This window comes from Cellvibrio sp. pealriver, assembly GCF_001183545.1.
Classification (GTDB): domain Bacteria; phylum Pseudomonadota; class Gammaproteobacteria; order Pseudomonadales; family Cellvibrionaceae; genus Cellvibrio.
In genome coordinates this window covers 860,931-878,076 of sequence record NZ_KQ236688.1, presented here as the reverse complement: position 1 = coordinate 878,076, position 17,146 = coordinate 860,931, and the positions used below count along the sequence as shown (strand labels likewise).

11 protein-coding genes are annotated in these 17,146 nt (G+C 43.1%); 8 read left to right on the top strand and 3 right to left on the bottom strand.

Annotation, left to right across the window (positions count from 1 at the left end; translation table 11 throughout):
* Window positions 1-231: 231 nt before the first annotated feature.
* The 4 genes from VC28_RS19820 to VC28_RS03535 all read left to right on the top strand — a co-directional run bounded on the left by VC28_RS19820 (window position 232) and on the right by VC28_RS03535 (window position 5,674).
* Window positions 232-2,502, top strand: a complete 2,271-nt coding sequence (locus tag VC28_RS19820) for a carbohydrate-binding protein (protein WP_082191392.1) — start codon at window positions 232-234, stop codon at window positions 2,500-2,502.
* A 338-nt stretch (window positions 2,503-2,840) separates the two neighbouring features.
* Window positions 2,841-4,010, top strand: a complete 1,170-nt coding sequence (locus VC28_RS03545) for a cytochrome P450 (protein ID WP_049629437.1) — start codon at window positions 2,841-2,843, stop codon at window positions 4,008-4,010.
* Window positions 4,011-4,061: 51 nt separating this feature from the next.
* Window positions 4,062-4,370 carry a 2Fe-2S iron-sulfur cluster-binding protein gene (locus VC28_RS03540; RefSeq protein WP_049629436.1) on the top strand — a complete coding sequence of 103 codons (309 nt, stop codon included), beginning with the start codon at window positions 4,062-4,064 and terminating at the stop codon, window positions 4,368-4,370.
* 53 nt (window positions 4,371-4,423) lie between these two features.
* On the top strand, window positions 4,424-5,674 hold the full coding sequence (locus VC28_RS03535) for an NAD(P)/FAD-dependent oxidoreductase (protein ID WP_049629435.1): 1,251 nt from the start codon (window positions 4,424-4,426) through the stop codon (window positions 5,672-5,674).
* Window positions 5,675-5,738: 64 nt separating this feature from the next.
* On the opposite strand, the gene VC28_RS03530 is transcribed toward VC28_RS03535, so the two are convergent.
* The 3 genes from VC28_RS03530 to VC28_RS03520 all read right to left on the bottom strand — a co-directional run bounded on the left by VC28_RS03530 (window position 5,739) and on the right by VC28_RS03520 (window position 10,182).
* Window positions 5,739-7,193, bottom strand: coding sequence for a sulfatase family protein (locus VC28_RS03530; protein ID WP_049629434.1), 1,455 nt, complete (start codon window positions 7,191-7,193; stop codon window positions 5,739-5,741).
* Between the two features lie 40 nt (window positions 7,194-7,233).
* Window positions 7,234-8,658, bottom strand: a complete 1,425-nt coding sequence (locus tag VC28_RS03525) for a sulfatase (protein WP_049629433.1) — start codon at window positions 8,656-8,658, stop codon at window positions 7,234-7,236.
* A 156-nt stretch (window positions 8,659-8,814) separates the two neighbouring features.
* Entirely contained in the window at window positions 8,815-10,182 is a 1,368-nt protein-coding gene (locus VC28_RS03520) for a helix-turn-helix transcriptional regulator (protein WP_049629432.1), read from the bottom strand.
* A 387-nt stretch (window positions 10,183-10,569) separates the two neighbouring features.
* Between VC28_RS03520 and VC28_RS03515 the strand changes: the two genes are divergently transcribed.
* The 4 genes from VC28_RS03515 to VC28_RS03500 all read left to right on the top strand — a co-directional run bounded on the left by VC28_RS03515 (window position 10,570) and on the right by VC28_RS03500 (window position 17,074).
* Entirely contained in the window at window positions 10,570-11,835 is a 1,266-nt protein-coding gene (locus VC28_RS03515; RefSeq protein WP_231591632.1) for a family 16 glycosylhydrolase, read from the top strand.
* Between the two features lie 64 nt (window positions 11,836-11,899).
* Window positions 11,900-13,576: a sodium:solute symporter family protein gene (locus tag VC28_RS03510; protein ID WP_049629431.1), complete on the top strand. Its 1,677-nt coding sequence runs from the start codon at window positions 11,900-11,902 to the stop codon at window positions 13,574-13,576.
* On the top strand, window positions 13,576-14,754 hold the full coding sequence (locus VC28_RS03505; RefSeq protein WP_049629430.1) for a glycoside hydrolase family 117 protein: 1,179 nt from the start codon (window positions 13,576-13,578) through the stop codon (window positions 14,752-14,754). Before VC28_RS03510 ends, VC28_RS03505 begins: the two co-directional genes overlap by 1 nt.
* 37 nt (window positions 14,755-14,791) lie before the next feature.
* Window positions 14,792-17,074, top strand: a complete 2,283-nt coding sequence (locus VC28_RS03500) for an FAD-dependent oxidoreductase (protein ID WP_049629429.1) — start codon at window positions 14,792-14,794, stop codon at window positions 17,072-17,074.
* Window positions 17,075-17,146 lie beyond the last annotated feature (72 nt).

The window sequence follows — 17,146 nt, the reverse complement described above, 5'->3', positions numbered from 1 at the left end:
GCTACTTTTTCGCCTCACATTCAAGTAAAAAAGCTCCAGTTCATCTGGAGCTTTTACCAAGCAGATCACAAATAAAACAATTATAAATCCTCGTATTTTTTCAATCCAATCATTGCGAACAGCAACACAAAATAATTCCATCATAAGCATAAACTTAATCTGTTAGCGGGCTCCGCTACACCTATTCAAACACACCCATCTACTATCATATTTAGTTAAAAGGAGATAAACATGAATAAAATAAAATTTTGTTTTTCTATTTCGGCATTATTGTTTTCAAGTACATTATTGGCACAGGATCAGTGCAACACTACAAGTGAGTGTAAAAATACCTACGGCAGTTCCGCCACAGATTGTGCCAACAGCAAATCCAGCCTTAGTATTTGCATGTGCGGCACACTGCGCTGCGACAGTTTTGGCCAACCCACCATTAGCTATATCAATGTCCCAGCCAAAATTCAGGCAGAAGATTTTTTAACAGCGTTTGATACAACACCCGGCAATCAAGGCGGGCAAGGACAATCCGGCAATGTCGATATTCAAACGACAAGCGATACCGGCGGAGGCCTAAACGTCGGCTGGATTAGTAGTGGCGAATGGCTGGAATACCCCATTAATATCACTAGTGGAGGCGAATACCAGCTTCAACTCCGCATTGCAGCGCCCAACGCTTCCGGCACACTCAGTATCGATATTGATGGAGCTCTATTTGGTAGTACGCTGACCATTCCAAACACTGGTGGATGGCAAAACTGGCAAACAATCAGCTCGGCAAAAAAAAATCTGTCCGCAGGCAAACAAATGCTGCGTTTAAATATGCTCACAGGCGAATTCAACATCAATTGGATCGACATTAAAAAAGTAGAACCAGACACCAACAATCCACCAGTTGATAATGTCATTCTCGGAAAATTTAATACAACCAAGGACCTATTACTCGCACACTTCGATCAAAAACCTGATCTAGATGATGTGCACGCAGTTGCTGCCCTTGCCACCATGTTGCGTGACTCACGCTTTAAGAATGTGAAATACCATGCAGTAGCCGGAACTATAGGCACTCAAGGTGGCCGCTATATAGATGCCCCCCAACTTTTTAACTTGGCGTTTGGAAGTAATTGGTCTAACGCTTCTACCAATTGGAACACTGCCGTTAATAACGTCACGCAAAAAGCACTAGCAACCTTAAATGCCGGTGGCGATATTTGGGTACAAGAAGCCGGGCAATCGGATTTTACCGCCGATGTGCTTAGAGCCATTCAGCAGGCTAACCCCGGCATTAATTTGAAAACGCGTTTTCATGTTGTACAACACAGCAACTGGAACGAGGAAATGACAACACCCGCCGATTTAACCTATGTGAAAAATGCCGCGCAATACAACAAAATTGCTGATGGGAATTCGGTTGGAAATGGTACTCCAGGATTCAAAACAAATGATGCCAGTGACTGGGCGAAGGTAAAAGCCAATATTAATGTTGGCCAACTCTGGATAGAAGCCCAACGAATCGCAAACCTGAATAACAGTTCAAGTGGATATGAAAACCCAGCAATCAAAGCGGGAGGATTTGACTTTTCAGACTGCGCTGAAAATGCATGGATCTTTGGGTTTCTAACACTAAGAGACACAAAAGCATTTTTTAACGAGTTTCTTTCGAACAATGTTGCCGCATCAAGTAAGCCATCATTTCCTCACATTAAATCTGGCACCTCTTCAGAATTAGCTTCATTAAATTGGGAGCTAGTTGAAAACATGTCTGACGAGTTCAATGACACCACATTGGATAGTACAAAATGGCAAGCTGAACCCAAGGGAAATGGTTGGGTATGGGATGGTAGAGCGCCAGGTTTATTCACTACCGATAACATAACCCTTAGCCAAGGATCATTGAATGTTGAGGTGAGCGAACTCAATCAACCTATTATTAAAAATGGAAAAACATTTTTATATAAAGGAGCGATTATTCGATCTCTCAACCCCGGTCAAGTCGGTTGGTATTACGAAGCTCGTATGAAAGCCAATGCAACCGAAATGTCATCGACTTTCTGGCTAATGACCAAAGAGACAGATAAAACCTCCGAGAAAAAACTTGAGCTTGATATTCAAGAGTGCGTTGGTAAAGTTTCCCCTTCTGCAGCCAACTGGGTAAATGGGTGGGATAAAATATTCCATTCAAACGCAATTCATCGCACCAATGCCTACAACCCTACTCAAGTACAAATTCAAGGGCAAAGCTCATTAACAGAAAAAAATCACTCTCGTTATTTCACCTATGCCGCCTGGTGGAAATCACCAACAGAAATACGCTTTTACCTTGATGGAGAATATAAATATTCAATCACCCCATCAGTGGATTGGAATGTTCCTGCATTTTATCAAATGGCAATAGAGACATACGATTGGAATCCAGTCCCATCAGATGGCGGCTTAGTTAAAGCGGGCAGCAAAGAAGAGCGTACGACTCGCTATGATTGGATTAGAACTTGGAAAATCAAAAGTTAGTTTTTCTTTTTCACATATTGATGAAGCCTATAGAAATAGGCTTGCTAATTTTTTCAGAAAACTGCTTAAAGCCCCTAAAAAATGTTAAGCCAAAGCTTCTATTTCTGTTTTAGAAACCAATAAATAATAAAATAAATAATCTAAACAAACTAATGACACTTTTAACTAGTTATGAAAGTGTCATTTTTTAAAAGCGGGCATAAACAACTGGCATTAACTCAAACAGCCCAATCAAGCTGATGTCAAATTTCTGATATTTTTTCACCTTATCTGTGTATTAGTCACAAGACCTCCGCTCTATCATAAAAGTCATCAATGATCGCTTGGAGACGCCCACTATGAGCAAGTGCCCGTTTAATCACACTGGTATTCCCGACCCATTTGAGCAAGCTCGCACTGAGCAAGGTGTTGGTTTTGTTGATGATCAAAATGACCCGGTGATGATGGTGCTGCGCCATAAAGATTTACGCAAATGTGCGCACGACTGGAAAACCTTTAGCTCTGCCGCCACACCCGGCAGAATTGTGGTGCCGTCCGAAGTCAATATTCGCGATATTCGCCAGGTTCCCTTTGAAGTAGACCCACCCCTGCACGGCGATTACCGTGCTTTTTTAGAGCCTTGGTTTAAACGGCCACTTGAAGAAACTTATCGCCAAGCTTTGCGCCAACAAATTTCAGCATTGATACAGGAGTCGCTGCAAAAGAATTCCATTGAAGCCATTTACGATTTTGCGCTGCCGCTACAATCTCGCGCCTTAACCCTACTGCTCAATATTCCCTATGCAGAAGCGGAGGTATTTATAAGCTGGGGAACCCACGTATTTCGCAGTGAAGATAATCCATTAGATGGCAGCAAAGCCCAGGTACTTTATAACTATATTGATAAAAAAATCGCCGAGGCAGAAAAATCGCCCGGCGACGATATTTTTTCAGTGTTATTAGCCTCTGAAGTGCAAGGCAGAAAATTAACTCACGATGAAATTAAAGGCATCATTGTGCTCACCTTTGCTGGCGGCCGCGACACAGTAATCAATATGGTCACCAATACTCTCGCTTATTTGGGTGAAAACCCCGAATCCCTGACGCGTTTACGCAAAGAACCTGAAATTCATAACCGGGCGATTGAAGAACTCATACGTTATTTCTCTCCCCTCACCCATATGGGAAGAGTTGCGACTAAAGACAATGAAGTTTGTGGCCATGGAGTCAAAAACGATACCCGAATTTCACTCTGTTGGGCCTCCGCCAACCGAGACGCATCAGTCTTTGAAAACCCTAACGAGGTAGTGTTGGATCGAAAATTAAATCCACATGTTGGTTTTGGTTTTAGTCATCATAATTGCCTTGGGGCAACACACGCACGGGTAATCATGCAAATTCTATTGGATGAGCTGTGCCAACAAGTCGATAAAATTACCTTGGGCGATGCACAAGAAAATATTGAAAATTGGGGAGAATTTCAGCGCAAGGTAGGCTACCACAAGTTACATCTTAAATTATCAAAATAATTTCTGATTTGAACAATTATTGAATCCAACATTATTACGCGAGACAACAAAATGGCAAAAATTACGTTTATTACCCCTAATAAAGACAGCATCACGTTGGAAGCAACTTCCGGCAGCGCAATGGAACTGGCGGTTAACAATGGAGTTCCAGGTATTGGTGGCGACTGTGGTGGCGTCTGCTCCTGTGCAACTTGCCATGTTTATGTTTCAGCCGAGCATGCCAGTAAATTAGCCGCTGCCAGTGACATTGAGAAAGACATGTTGGAGCTGGACGACAATGCAAGTGAGTTCAGCCGTTTGTGTTGCCAAATTGAAATCACCCCTCAGGTAGATGGCTTGGTACTCGAAGTTGTTGGCTAATCCAAGCAACAACATTCAAACGATCATCAACAATTATTTGTGGGTTAAAGGCTATGACTAAGCATCCGCTTACAACACCAACTTGTATTATCGTCGGCGCCAGTCACGCTGGTGTTAACGCTGCCTTTGCACTGCGCAAAGAGGGCTGGGCAGGGAAAATCATCCTAATCGATAGCGACCCTAGGCTTCCCTATCACCGCCCACCACTGTCAAAAGCTTATATCACCAGCGATGATCCAATCGAAAAACTGGCGCTCAAACCAGAAGCCAGTTACACGCAAGATGACATCGAATTATTGCTGGGTGTTAGAGTCACCCAGCTGGATGCCAAGGCAAAAAAAGTCTCTATCCGTAGTGGCGATGAACTCTATTACGACAAATTAATTCTCGCGACCGGCGCAAGCCCTATAGTGCCGGCGATTAGTGGCTTGACTGATGCGCACAATCTGTTTTTTATGCGTAATCTGGAAGATAGCATTGCTATCAAGACCGCAATTCACAACAGCTCAAACAAACGTGTTGTGATTATTGGCGGTGGCTATATAGGCTTGGAAACGGCGGCCTCGTTAAAAAAAATGGGCGCATCCGTCTTGGTACTAGAGCGCGAAAATCGTATTCTCGCCCGTGTCACTGCACCGGAAATGTCGGCATTCTTTTTACAATTGCACGAGTCTCATGGTGTAAACATTATTACCGATAAAAATGTCAGCGCCATTACCACTGACGCGGGTGTTAATAATGTAATCACCACTGACGGCGCGGAATATCCAGCCGATATTATTATTGTGGGTGTCGGGGTGCGAGTAAATAAAACTCTCGCTGAACAAGCGGGTTTAACCATAGAAAATGGTATTTGTGTCAACGCACAGGCGCGCACCAGCGATGAAAACATCTATGCCATTGGCGACTGCACCTATCACTTTAACCCGCACTATCAACGCTACATACGTTTGGAGTCGGTACAAAACGCGGTCGATCAAGCCAAAATTGCGGCCTTAGCTATTTGCGACAAAGGGCAAGATTACAATGCCCTACCCTGGTTTTGGTCAGATCAGTACGATGTAAAATTACAGATGGTGGGGCTTTCAACCGGTTATGACCAAGTCATAATTCGACACGAAAACACCACTGAACAAAAATTTTCCACTTGGTATTTTGCAGGCGATGAAATGCTAGCTGTAGATGCGGTCAACAATGCCAAAGCTTATGTAATGGGTACAAAAATAATCAAAGCCAAAATGCGGATCAACAAAACCGCGCTGGCAGATAGCAACTGTGAATTGACGTTAGATCAATTGCAATAAACTTCTGCACCACCAATACAATATGGCCGCTCAATGTAGCAATACAGAGCGGCCATATTGATCTTTATTTAATGTACCACTGCGGTTTTTGCGCATCCTTCAGGTTTTCTTGGTAGAGCGCCTCATAAAAACTATTTCGTCTTTTTTCGTAAGCCTCGCTTTGCAAAAGCACATTGCGTTGATTATTTTTATTCCAATCATTCCAAAGTTTAGCTAGCTTTTTTTCTTGCTTCGGTCTTTTGCCGAGAATATTGTGCTGCTCACTCGGATCTTTAACCATATCAAAAAAAGCGAGACCTAAATTTGGCAGTGGCTGGTTTAAATATTTTTCTGTTTGCGTGCGCACTGCCCATAAATTATCGGCTTCTTCCATACGCCAAAATAAAGCTTTGTGCGGCGATTGTTTACTTTTACCGGTAACGTAAGCAGTGAGATCTACACCATCAAGTTTGGCGTCTTTAGTATTAGCGCCCGCCAGAGCTAAAGAAGTGGCGGCAATATCCAAGGCGGAAACCAATCCGTTTAAACGTTTACCTTTGGTGATTTTTTTGGGCCAGTGAGCAATAAAAGGTACATGCACTCCGCCTTCAGTAAGCGCTACCTTACCGAAACGGAAAGGGCTGTTATCGGCCCAGGTATAGTCAGGCCACCATGAGTAAGGATAAAGCCCACCGTTATCGCTCAAGAAAAAAATGAGCGTATTGTCCAGCTCACCGCTTTTATCCAAAGCGTCGATCAGCATACCAATACCTTCATCCATCGCATCCACCATAGCGGCATAGGTGCGGCGTTTTTCGTCTTTAATATGCGCGTATTTATCAAGATAATTTTGTGGCGCCTGGAGCGGTGCGTGAGGCGCGTTGTAACTCATATAAATAAAAAATGGCGCCTGTTCTTTGCTGGTGCGTTCAATATAACGCGCTGCATCGCGGCTTAAGGCTGTGGTTAAGTATTCGTCAAATTCAGCAACACCTTTGTTGCGCATAATGGGTAGCAGATAGCCGCCAGCCCCCAAATGAACCTCTCCGGGCATATAATTATGACCGCCATCCAAAAACCCATAAAAATAATCAAAACCGCGCTCATTAGGTTGAAAGTGTGGCGCGCCACCTAAATGCCATTTACCAAACACCGCCGTTTTATAACCGACTTCTTGCAAGCGAGCTGGAAAGGTTTTTTCTGTTAGTGGTAACCCCATGTGTTTGTCGTCGGGGGAATAACTCACATTATTTTCCATACCAAAGCGCGCTTGATATCGCCCAGTGATTAGACCCGCACGGGACGGCCCGCAATAGGGATGAGTGACGTAGCCGTTTTCAAAAACCACACCCTCATTGGCAAGTGCATCAAGACGCGGTGTTTTTATTTCTGTTTGGCCATTGGTAAATCCAACATCGTTATAGCCCAAATCATCAGCCAATATCACTACAATATTTGGGCGTTTATCCGCACCCAATGCGCTACAACTAATCACCATCATAAATGCGGCTTGCATAAACCGCTGGCTTAGTTTCATCATTTTAATACTCCTGCTTATCACGGGTTTTACATTAATGTTGTTATTCTGGTTTATGCCAGTAATCATCCATACGTTTAATTACAGTGCCTAGAAATTCGGGTTTTAGTTGCCACGCCGGGCGATCCAGCGTTAATTCCCATGCAAACAACTGACGATAAAGCTCGTTTACTTTGGTTGGATTTTCTAGGGCCAGATTGGTTAACTCGGACGGATCTTTGGCGATGTTGTATAGCTCCGCTTGGCGATCCGGAAAGCGCAGTAACTTCCAATCGCCCTGCCTCAAAGCTGCTATCGGCCCCTCACGCCAAAATAAATTTTTGTGTGGCGACTGAATATTTTTCCCTTGTAAAAAGGGTTTAAGGTCTACACCGTCCAAACCTTTAGCCTGACGCACATCGCCTCCGGTGGCGGCATAAAAAGTGGGTAATAAATCCAGAGTGGAAACCATAGGGTCATAACTACTACCGGGCTTAGTTACACCCGGCCAGCGCATAATCATTGGCACCCGAATACCGCCTTCTAGCAGATTGGCCTTGGTGCCACTTAAGGGAAGATTGATCGAGCTATTGTGATCGCTAGGCCCGCCGTTATCGTTGGTAAATATCACCAGCGTGTTCTCACTTAAGCCTTCCTGTTGCAGTGTTTGCAATACTCGCCCTATAGCTCTATCCATATTTAACATCATGGCAGCATAGATTTTTCGCTCCCCGGTAAGATGAGGAAATTGGTCGAGATCGCTCTTCTCTGCCTCCATCGGATAATGAGGTGCAGACAGCGATAGAAAAGTAAAAAAAGGTTGGTGTTTATTGCGCTTAATAAACTCGATAGCCTCATTCGCTAGCGCATCAGTCAGGTAGAGTGGGCTTTCACCGTAACTATTAAAATTGCGCTCTAAAAAATCTTCCAGGCGCGAACTGGGGTGTGTTTGAGTAAAGGGAAAATAACTGCGCGCTCCGCCGCGAAAACCAAAAAATTCATCGAATCCCCGCTTGAGCGGATGAAATTTATCCTCATTGCCTTGATGCCACTTACCTATAAGACTGGTGCGGTAACCCCGTTCAGCCAAATAGTTAGCCATAGTGAGCTGATCCAAACGCATACCCATATCATCGCCAGTGGCGCCTGAGCTGCTCATATAACCCGGCACATTGTTTTCTTCAAAACCAAAACGTTGCGGATATTTACCGGTGAGTAATCCAGCGCGCGAGGGACCGCAAACCGAGGCACTGACATAGGCCTGTTTAAATACCACTCCCTCTTGCGCTAATTGATCCAAATTTGGAGTGGGAATTTCGGTGCTGCCCTGAAAGCCAAAATCGGCATAACCGGCATCGTCAGAAAGAATAAAAATGATATTGGGTTTTGCCGGTTCGGCGCCATAACAGACCCAAGCACTACAGATGAGTAATGCTAAGCAAAGGTAAGAGAGGTAGTTGTGAATAGAATTGCGCTGATTTTTATGCATGGTATTTGGCTCGCAACAAAGGACTAATCATTATTAATAGCTTAATCATTAGTTCAAAACTCGGCCTTCAAAATCCTGCACCACATCCTTCAAAATCCTGAACAAATACTTAATCAATTGATTAATAAGAATTAATTAATTGATTAGGGAAAAATTCTATGCACCAAATTGATTTGCTTGAGTTGACTGATGTTTTTTTTGAAAATCAACCGGTGCTTGCCCGGTTTCCTTTTTGAACACAGTGCTGAAATAATTTGCACTGTTAAAACCGACATCAAAGGCAGTAGCCGTGACGGACTGGAGTAGAAGTAATTTTTTTGCTTGATTAATGCGAGTGCTGACTAAATACTGATTCAAGGTTTGCCCCGTATTTTTTTTGAACACCCGCGTAAGATAAGACGGACTAACATTGAATTCTTGCGCGATACGCGCCACATCAATTTCATCGCGATAATGTTGAATGATAAAGGCTTGCGCGCGTGCAGCAACTGAATGTTCCTGCTCTTTGGGCAACTGAGTAATCAGTTTGGAAAACGCTAGGGCTTCATCCGCAACAATCGCACGCACTGCGACTAAATCACCGCTATTTTCAAGCGCTTGGTTGCGCTCTAGATTGCGCGCCAAAAGATGATCGAGATTGCCACCGGCCTCAATCCCTAAGCCCGTTAGACGATCGATAGTTTCGCGTACTTTAAGTTTATAAAGCGCAAGATTGCCGCGAGTGCTGGCCTCCAACTGCCCCAATAAGATATCGATATCTTGCTTTGAAGCACTTTTTCCCGAACCAATTAATAACTGCAGCTCCTCTTGCAATAACTCGGCTCGCCCTTTGGTGTAGCGAATATCTTGATACACTGCCCAGCACCAACAGCAAGTGGTCACTATAGCACCAAGGTAAAGCAACCAATAGGCTTGCTGAAACAAAGTAGTCGCACCATGAAACAGCCCGAAGCTAATACTACCCGCCAAAAAACTGAGGGCTACGGGGCTGCGCCGCCCTTGGAGCTGCTGGTAGAGCAAATAGCAACAGGGTGCGATAAGTGCGAGCAGGATGTAAAACGTTAAACTCCATTCAGCGAGCTTAACACTCGGAGTAAACGGTAGCAGCGCAGTAAACCCATCAGTCACGAACAGCTGCCCCGTAGTCGCATCCATTATGACAATGTAACCACCGCTCGCGAGCAAACCCCACGAATACAGCAGCACTTGGCAGCGCCTGGTTACAGGCGTTCCAGTTTGTGATGCCGTGGCAATCATCATTGAAGGTATGCCCAACGCAAATAACACCAATACGCGAAAAAATAAAATCCCTAATTGTGAATCGGTCTCAGAAAAATTTTGCAGCGCTTTGCCCAACAGATAAATAACATAACAAACGAGATAACAAACATGAAATCCATAACCCGATAAAACTCGCCGACTCACCAATGAAAAATAGATCAGCACCACTAGTATCAGTTGTGCTGATAATATCGGAAGCAAAATAAAAAGAATGGCATCAAGGGGAATATCAAACATTAGCATTACAACTTTCCTGAAAAACAAATACATGGTAGAGCATCTACACAGGTGAAAATATTAACGTGATCGTTTTATCCCTGCAGTAAAATGGGGCTTACCAATAATAAAATGCATAAGCATCTTACGCTCTAGCTATACCTTACCTCTTGCCTAAGTCTACTCCATACAGGATCAGGGGAGCTCCCGCATAAAAATATAAATTTTTCATAAAATTATGTGTCAACTGAGCAGAGCCAACACACTAAGGTAAGTATTCGCTATTCGAAATAGTGCATTTGTGAAGATTTATGCCATGAACCTGCGTTCATCGCCTCCATGATAAGTCTAACAATAGGGTTTAAGCTCAATTAATTCAGTTACTATATTTTTATATTAATGCGAGGTTAACCGGTGGTTAAAAAAAGTTTTTTTACTATAAATATGCTGGTAGTTGTATTGGCATCATCAACAGTACTCGCCCAAGAAAGTCAGTTAGATCTTAAAAAGTGGAAGCTTGAATGGAGCGACGAATTTAATTATAAAAACTCGGATTTGGAGAATAATTGGATCAGTCAGAATGGTGCAACTGAAAATGAGTGGGTGTTGAGTAGCCGCTGGCGTGAAAACGCAGTGGTGAAAAATGGCGTACTTGAATTACTGAGTAAAAAAGAGACTCGTGCAGAATCGCAGCCCTGGACCACGGGAAACATTTGGAGCAAACGAACTTTCCACTATGGGTATTTTGAGGCGCGTTATAAATATGCCGGTGCCTACGGTACGAATAATTCATTTTGGTTATGGCCGAAACAAGGGGTTGCGGCAGGACAAAAGGCTTGTGAAATCGACATTAATGAAGGCCATTATCCCAACATCATTAATACCAATGTGCACAATTGGACCGATACCTATACCCTGCCAAATGGTCAGGTAAGCCATGATGACAATCAATTACACCACTCTTTAGATGGCGAGCCTGGACACAACATTGTGCTAAAGACTCCGATCAAAACAACCAAAATTCGTCTGCGTAGCACTAGCCCAGAATCAATACACATTCATGAATTTCAAGTATTCCCCCCTGCGACCAAATATCCCGATGTAATGAGCCCATTGGACTCAACAAGTGTTACAAATTATGCGCTTGCCAAAGATGCCAATCTCAAAACCAGTGGTGTATTCGATAAGCTCCCCTCAAAAGAAAGCTTTGCAATTGATAATCGCCTAGATACACGTTGGGTGTCTGGCAAGCATGGTCTCAAATGGTTGGAGCTAAGTTGGGATGCCCCTAAGGAAATTGGAGCGATCCAATTCGCCAATGGTTGGCTGCAAGAAAGCGGTCCGTCACTAGGAAAATACCGAAATTTAATTACCGACTATACGATTGAATATTTTGACGGAAAAAAATGGGAGCTTATCAGCCAGTATGATGCCGCCGATGTTGCTGACTACTCTAGTGATTGGCACACCTACGGCATGGCGTGGGACCAAGATTATTTCCATTTTTATATGGATGGAAAATTGTATTACAGCATGCGCAATGATGTTTGCTTCAGTGAGCAGACAATACTATTTAGCTTGGCTATTTTAAAAGCTGAAATAGCCGGGCCCGTTACCGACGCCATCAATAGTACAAGTATGAAAATTGATTATGTGCGCTATTACACACGTAAAAAATAATTTACTTATGCGATCTCTCTGCCGAGGGAGATCCTAGTGGGGATGAATCAGTGAGAATAATAAAATGGGTGTAATTGATTTAAGTGTCATTGCCATATTTACGTTTATTGTAGTGTCTTGTGGCCTTAGTTTTTCCGGTGCAGGGAAAAGCCTCAGTGGTTTTTTCTCCGCCGGTGGCGCGCTGCCCTGGTGGATGAGTGGCTTATCGCTATTCATGAGTTTTTTTTCCGCAGGTACCTTTGTTGTTTGGGGTTCTATCGCCTATAGCTACGGATGGGTAGCCATCACCATTCAATGGACTATGTGTATAGCTGGGCTTTTAATTGGATTTTTTATCGCAGGAAAATGGCAGGCGACTCAGGTCTTAACAGCAGCCGAATTTATTAAAATTCGGCTTGGTTTAAGAGTGCAAAAAGTATATACGGTAACATTTTTAATTATTAGCACATTTTCTACCGGAACATTTTTATATCCTGTCGCTAAAATTGTACAAGTATCTACAGGCATTCAGATCACTGAAACCATTATTATTTTAGGGCTAATTATTCTCGCTTATACTGCAGTGGGTGGTTTGTGGGCCGTCATTGTGACCGACATTTTACAGTTTGTAGTGCTGACGGCGGCGGTGTTAATTGTAGTGCCCTTAGCGCTTGATCGTATTGGCGGATTAAATGAATTTATTCAACAGGCGCCAGAGGATTTTTTTGCACCTGTTGCGGGCGAATTTACTTGGTCATTCATCTTTGCATTTGGATTATTTAATTTATTTTTTATTGCTGGGAACTGGGCCTACATTCAACGTTTCACCTGTGTATCCACACCTAAAGACGCAAAAAAAGTAGCCTGGTTATTTGCCGCGCTCTACTTGGTTAGCCCCTTAATTTGGATGATCGCGCCTATGGTTTATCGTTTGATAAATCCTAATTTATCCATTAGCGAAGCCGAGGGAGCTTACCTATTGATGTGCCAAGAAGTTTTACCGGCAGGCATGTTAGGGTTAATTGTTGCAGGTATGGTTTTCGCAACCTCAAGCTCAATCAATACTGCACTAAATATTACTGCGGGTGTAATAACCAATGATGTGTACCGTATTCTTAGACCCAAATCATCAGAAAGTCATTTAGTATTTGTAGGCCGATTAGCCACTGTTTTATTAGGGTTTGGCACCATTACAGTTGCACTACTGGTGCCCTTTTTAGGCGGTGTGGTAAATGTAGTTATGACCATGGCAGCACTAACGGGAGGCGCATTATTTTTGCCTCCGGTATGGTTGTTATTCTCTCGTTTTCAAACTGGCACGAGCATTTTGGCAACTACATTCATTAGCTTATCTGTCAATATCTTTTTTAAATTTATATCCCCCACTCTGTTCAATATCACCTTAAATCGCACCGAAGAGATGTTATTAGGCGTGCTCTTGCCTGCGCTCCTACTAGCTATATTTGAATGGCGGCTTAGAGTGCGTGGCCACGAAGCGCCTGGGCATAAAAAAATAGGCGAATTTTCAGCTGAAAAAATTCATGAAAAAAACTCCTCCAACTTAGAAACAAAAAACACAACTGAAAATAACCGCGGTATTCGGGTGATTGCTATTGGAATTTCCGCCGTGGGTTTAACGATGTTTATTTTAGGTGTAACAGCTGAAACTGGCACCCTTATTATTACCACCATGGGCTTAGCTATTACTGCAATTGCTCTGATACTTTTAGGTAAAGATAAATTGTTTTCAAGGAGCAATTAATGAGCGACCAAGATTCTGGCGGATTTCCATGGGACATTCCTCAACAGCGCCCTAAGCGTGAGTTAAGTGCCGCAATGAGTAGACTCTATGATAATTACCAAAGCCCTCGCCCAGAGGACAATGATCTATTCAGCAGTTTTAAATATACGCGAATAGAAGGTTTTGATTACCAAGGTGATACAGGGAGAGTTTCTCGTCGAGACCCCTCTAAAATCATTAAACACAATGAAATTTTTTATGTTTGGTATACCAAACGTCACACCATCGCAGCACCCCAAGGGCCGCTTAAATGTAGCGATGAAATTCCATCAACAGATTGGGATTTAGCAGAAATATGGTACGCGACAAGCAAAGATGGCTTTAGTTGGCAAGAACAAGGAGTGGCAATCAAACGCCCACAAAAACCTGAGCTTGGCTGGCGCTCCGTGAGCACTCCTGACATTCTAATTTGGAAGGGTAGATTCTATCTTTATTATCAGGCGTTCATGGAAGCAAGTGGACTTAAGGGTGATCACTGCCCGGTAACCATGTCGATGTCTGATTCACCCAATGGCCCCTGGCAAGCCTGCGGCAATGTGGTGGTACCTAATGGTGCACCCGGTGAGTGGGATCAATACTCCATTCATGATCCTTATTTACTTATCTATAACAATAAAATTCATCTTTATTACAAAGCCGCCTTTGGTGATAGGCCTGAATATTTAGTGGCTAATGGTTTGGCTATCGCAGAATCACCATTGGGACCCTTTAAAAAACACGCCTTAAACCCCGTATTAAATTCAGGGCATGAAACATGTTTTTTCCCCTTTAAAAAAGGCATTGCTGCCTTAGCTACACGCAATGGCAATGAAAACAATACGATTCAATATGCAGAAGATGGCGTGAACTTTAGCTTAGCGGCTGTCAGCTCTTTAATGCCGATTGCAGCAGGCCCCTATGTGCCAGATGCGTTTGATGACTCCGGTAATGGGCAAGGCATCCGCTGGGGGCTAGCGCATTTTTGCGACAAAGAAAAACCTGATAAAAAATTCAGTTTTCTCGGCAGATTTGATTGTAATTTAATACCTGGCAGTAATAACACTGACATGAAGGAAACAGATCTGGTGCATAAACCTGAGGTATATTTCTATCAGTGCCTAAGCCCCGATCAAATAAAAGCTAGAAAATCCAATCCATAATTTAAATTTTAAAACATAGAATTTTCAGAGTACCTTCATGATTACTACACCCTTTAGTTCAACATCACGTTTAAACAAAGAAATAGTTATTAATACCGACTTAGTGATTGCAGGTGGTGGTTTAGCGGGAGTTTGTGCAGCTATAACTGCAGCGCGCGCGGGCAGCCGTGTAGTATTAGTACAAGATCGTCCTGTGCTCGGTGGCAATGCCTCTTCCGAAGTTAGACTCTGGGCCCTCGGTGCCACCTCTCACATGGGCAATAATAATCGCTGGTCGCGTGAGGGAGGTGTAATTGATGAGATCATGCTTGACAACTTAAAACAAAATCAACTGGGTAATGCGCTAATTTTTGATAGTATTTTGTTAAATAAAGTTGCCGCTGAAGCTAATATCACTCTGCTGTTAAACACTGCAGTATTTCAAGTAAATAAAACCTTAGCTACGCACATAGACAGCGTTTTAGCCTTTTGTAGCCAAAACTCTACTCAATACCATATTAATGCCCCGTTATTTTGTGACGCAAGCGGTGATGGCATACTGGCTTTTAATGCCGGTGCAAGTTTTCGTATGGGTGCAGAGTCTTGCGATGAGTTTGGCGAACTCATGGCGCCTAAAAATGAAAGTACCGACTTACTCGGTCATTCGTTATTTTTTTACAGTAAAAAATTAGACCGCCCAGTGGTATTCACCAAACCTGACTTTGCTTATAGCCACGAAGAAATTGCCGCTATTCCTCGCTGCAAAAATATTAATGGCAATGATTCCGGTTGTAAGTTTTGGTGGTTAGAATTTGGCGGCGTGCTTGATACTATCTACCAAAGTGAAGATATAAAGTGGGAGCTTTGGAAAATTGTTTATGGCATTTGGGATTACATAAAAAATAGCGGAAAATTTGAAGACGTAGAAAACTTAACCTTAGAATGGGTGGGCACTATTCCGGGCAAGCGCGAAAGTAGGCGTTTCGAAGGGCATTACATGCTGAAGCAACAGGATATTGTTACGCAACACATTTTCGACGATGCAGTTTCTTACGGCGGCTGGGCGATTGATTTACATCCAGCCGAAGGCATCTATAGCGATAAGCCTGCATGCTCGCAATTTCACTCTAAAGGGGTTTATCAAATTCCCTATCGTTGTTTTGTGAGTCGTGATATTGATAATCTATTTTTAGCGGGACGCATTATCAGTGCAAGCCATATGGCTTTTGGATCAACTCGCGTAATGATTACCTGTGCCCATGGTGGTCAGGCGGTTGGCGAGGCTGCTGCATTTTGCCGTGAATTAAATTGCAAACCTGCTGCACTACTTGCGCCTAAACACATGCAAGAACTTCAGCAACGCTTGAATCTTAATGGGCAGTCAATCCCCCTGATCCCCATAACACCCTCCCTTTTAATGCAAAATGCCAAGATTAAAGCCAGCTCCACTTTCGAATTAAATAATTTACCTGCTAATGGTGACTTCAAAACATTAGACCAAAGTTTGGCGCAATTACTCCCATTGAACGCAGGCCCGGTGCCAAAGATAAATATCGATGTCCGCGCACAAATGGAAAGCATTTTGATATGCGAGTTACGTATAAGCAGCAAAATCGGAAACTACACACCCGATATTTTAGTGGAACGAATTGAGCTTTCACTTGCACCAGGCGAACAAAATATCAACATACAATTTATGGCTGAATTAAGTCAGCAACAATATGGGTTTTTATGTTTTATGCGCAATGACACCGCAAGTCTGGCGTTAACCGATCAACGTATAACTGGACTATGCACACTGCTTAATAAAATTCACAAGGCAGTTTCAAACACTGGACGCCAAGACCCGCCCAAAAATAGTGGTTTAGACTCATTTGAATTTTGGACGCCTGAGCGTCGCCCCAATGGACATAATCTTGCCTTACACCTATCGCCCGCACTCAAACCTTATTCGGCAGAGCATTTACGCGGTGGTTTTATTCGTCCTTATCTCGGCACAAATGCTTGGGTTGCTAAACTTGAAGATAAAAACCCTAATATCGAATTATCTTGGTCAGATAACGTTAAAATAACTGGGCTAAAACTATTTTTCGATACTGATGCTGATCACGCCTTAGAAACTGTACTGATGGAGCATCCAGAAACTCAAATGCCTTGTTGTGTACAGACCATCCGCGTATTAAATGCATATGGCGAAGAGCTATATGCCTGCGCGGGAAATTATCAAAGCATAAAGATCATTCATTTTAACCCTCCACTGCTGTCCAATTGTTTAAATATCGAATTGTCTCATACTGAAGCTGGCGCTCCCGCCAGTCTATTTGCAATTGAAATTCTGTAAAGATTTAGCGTTTACAAGAGAATGCCCCTAATTAAATCTGTAATAGGTTTTTTAAAACTCATTCTTTTTTCG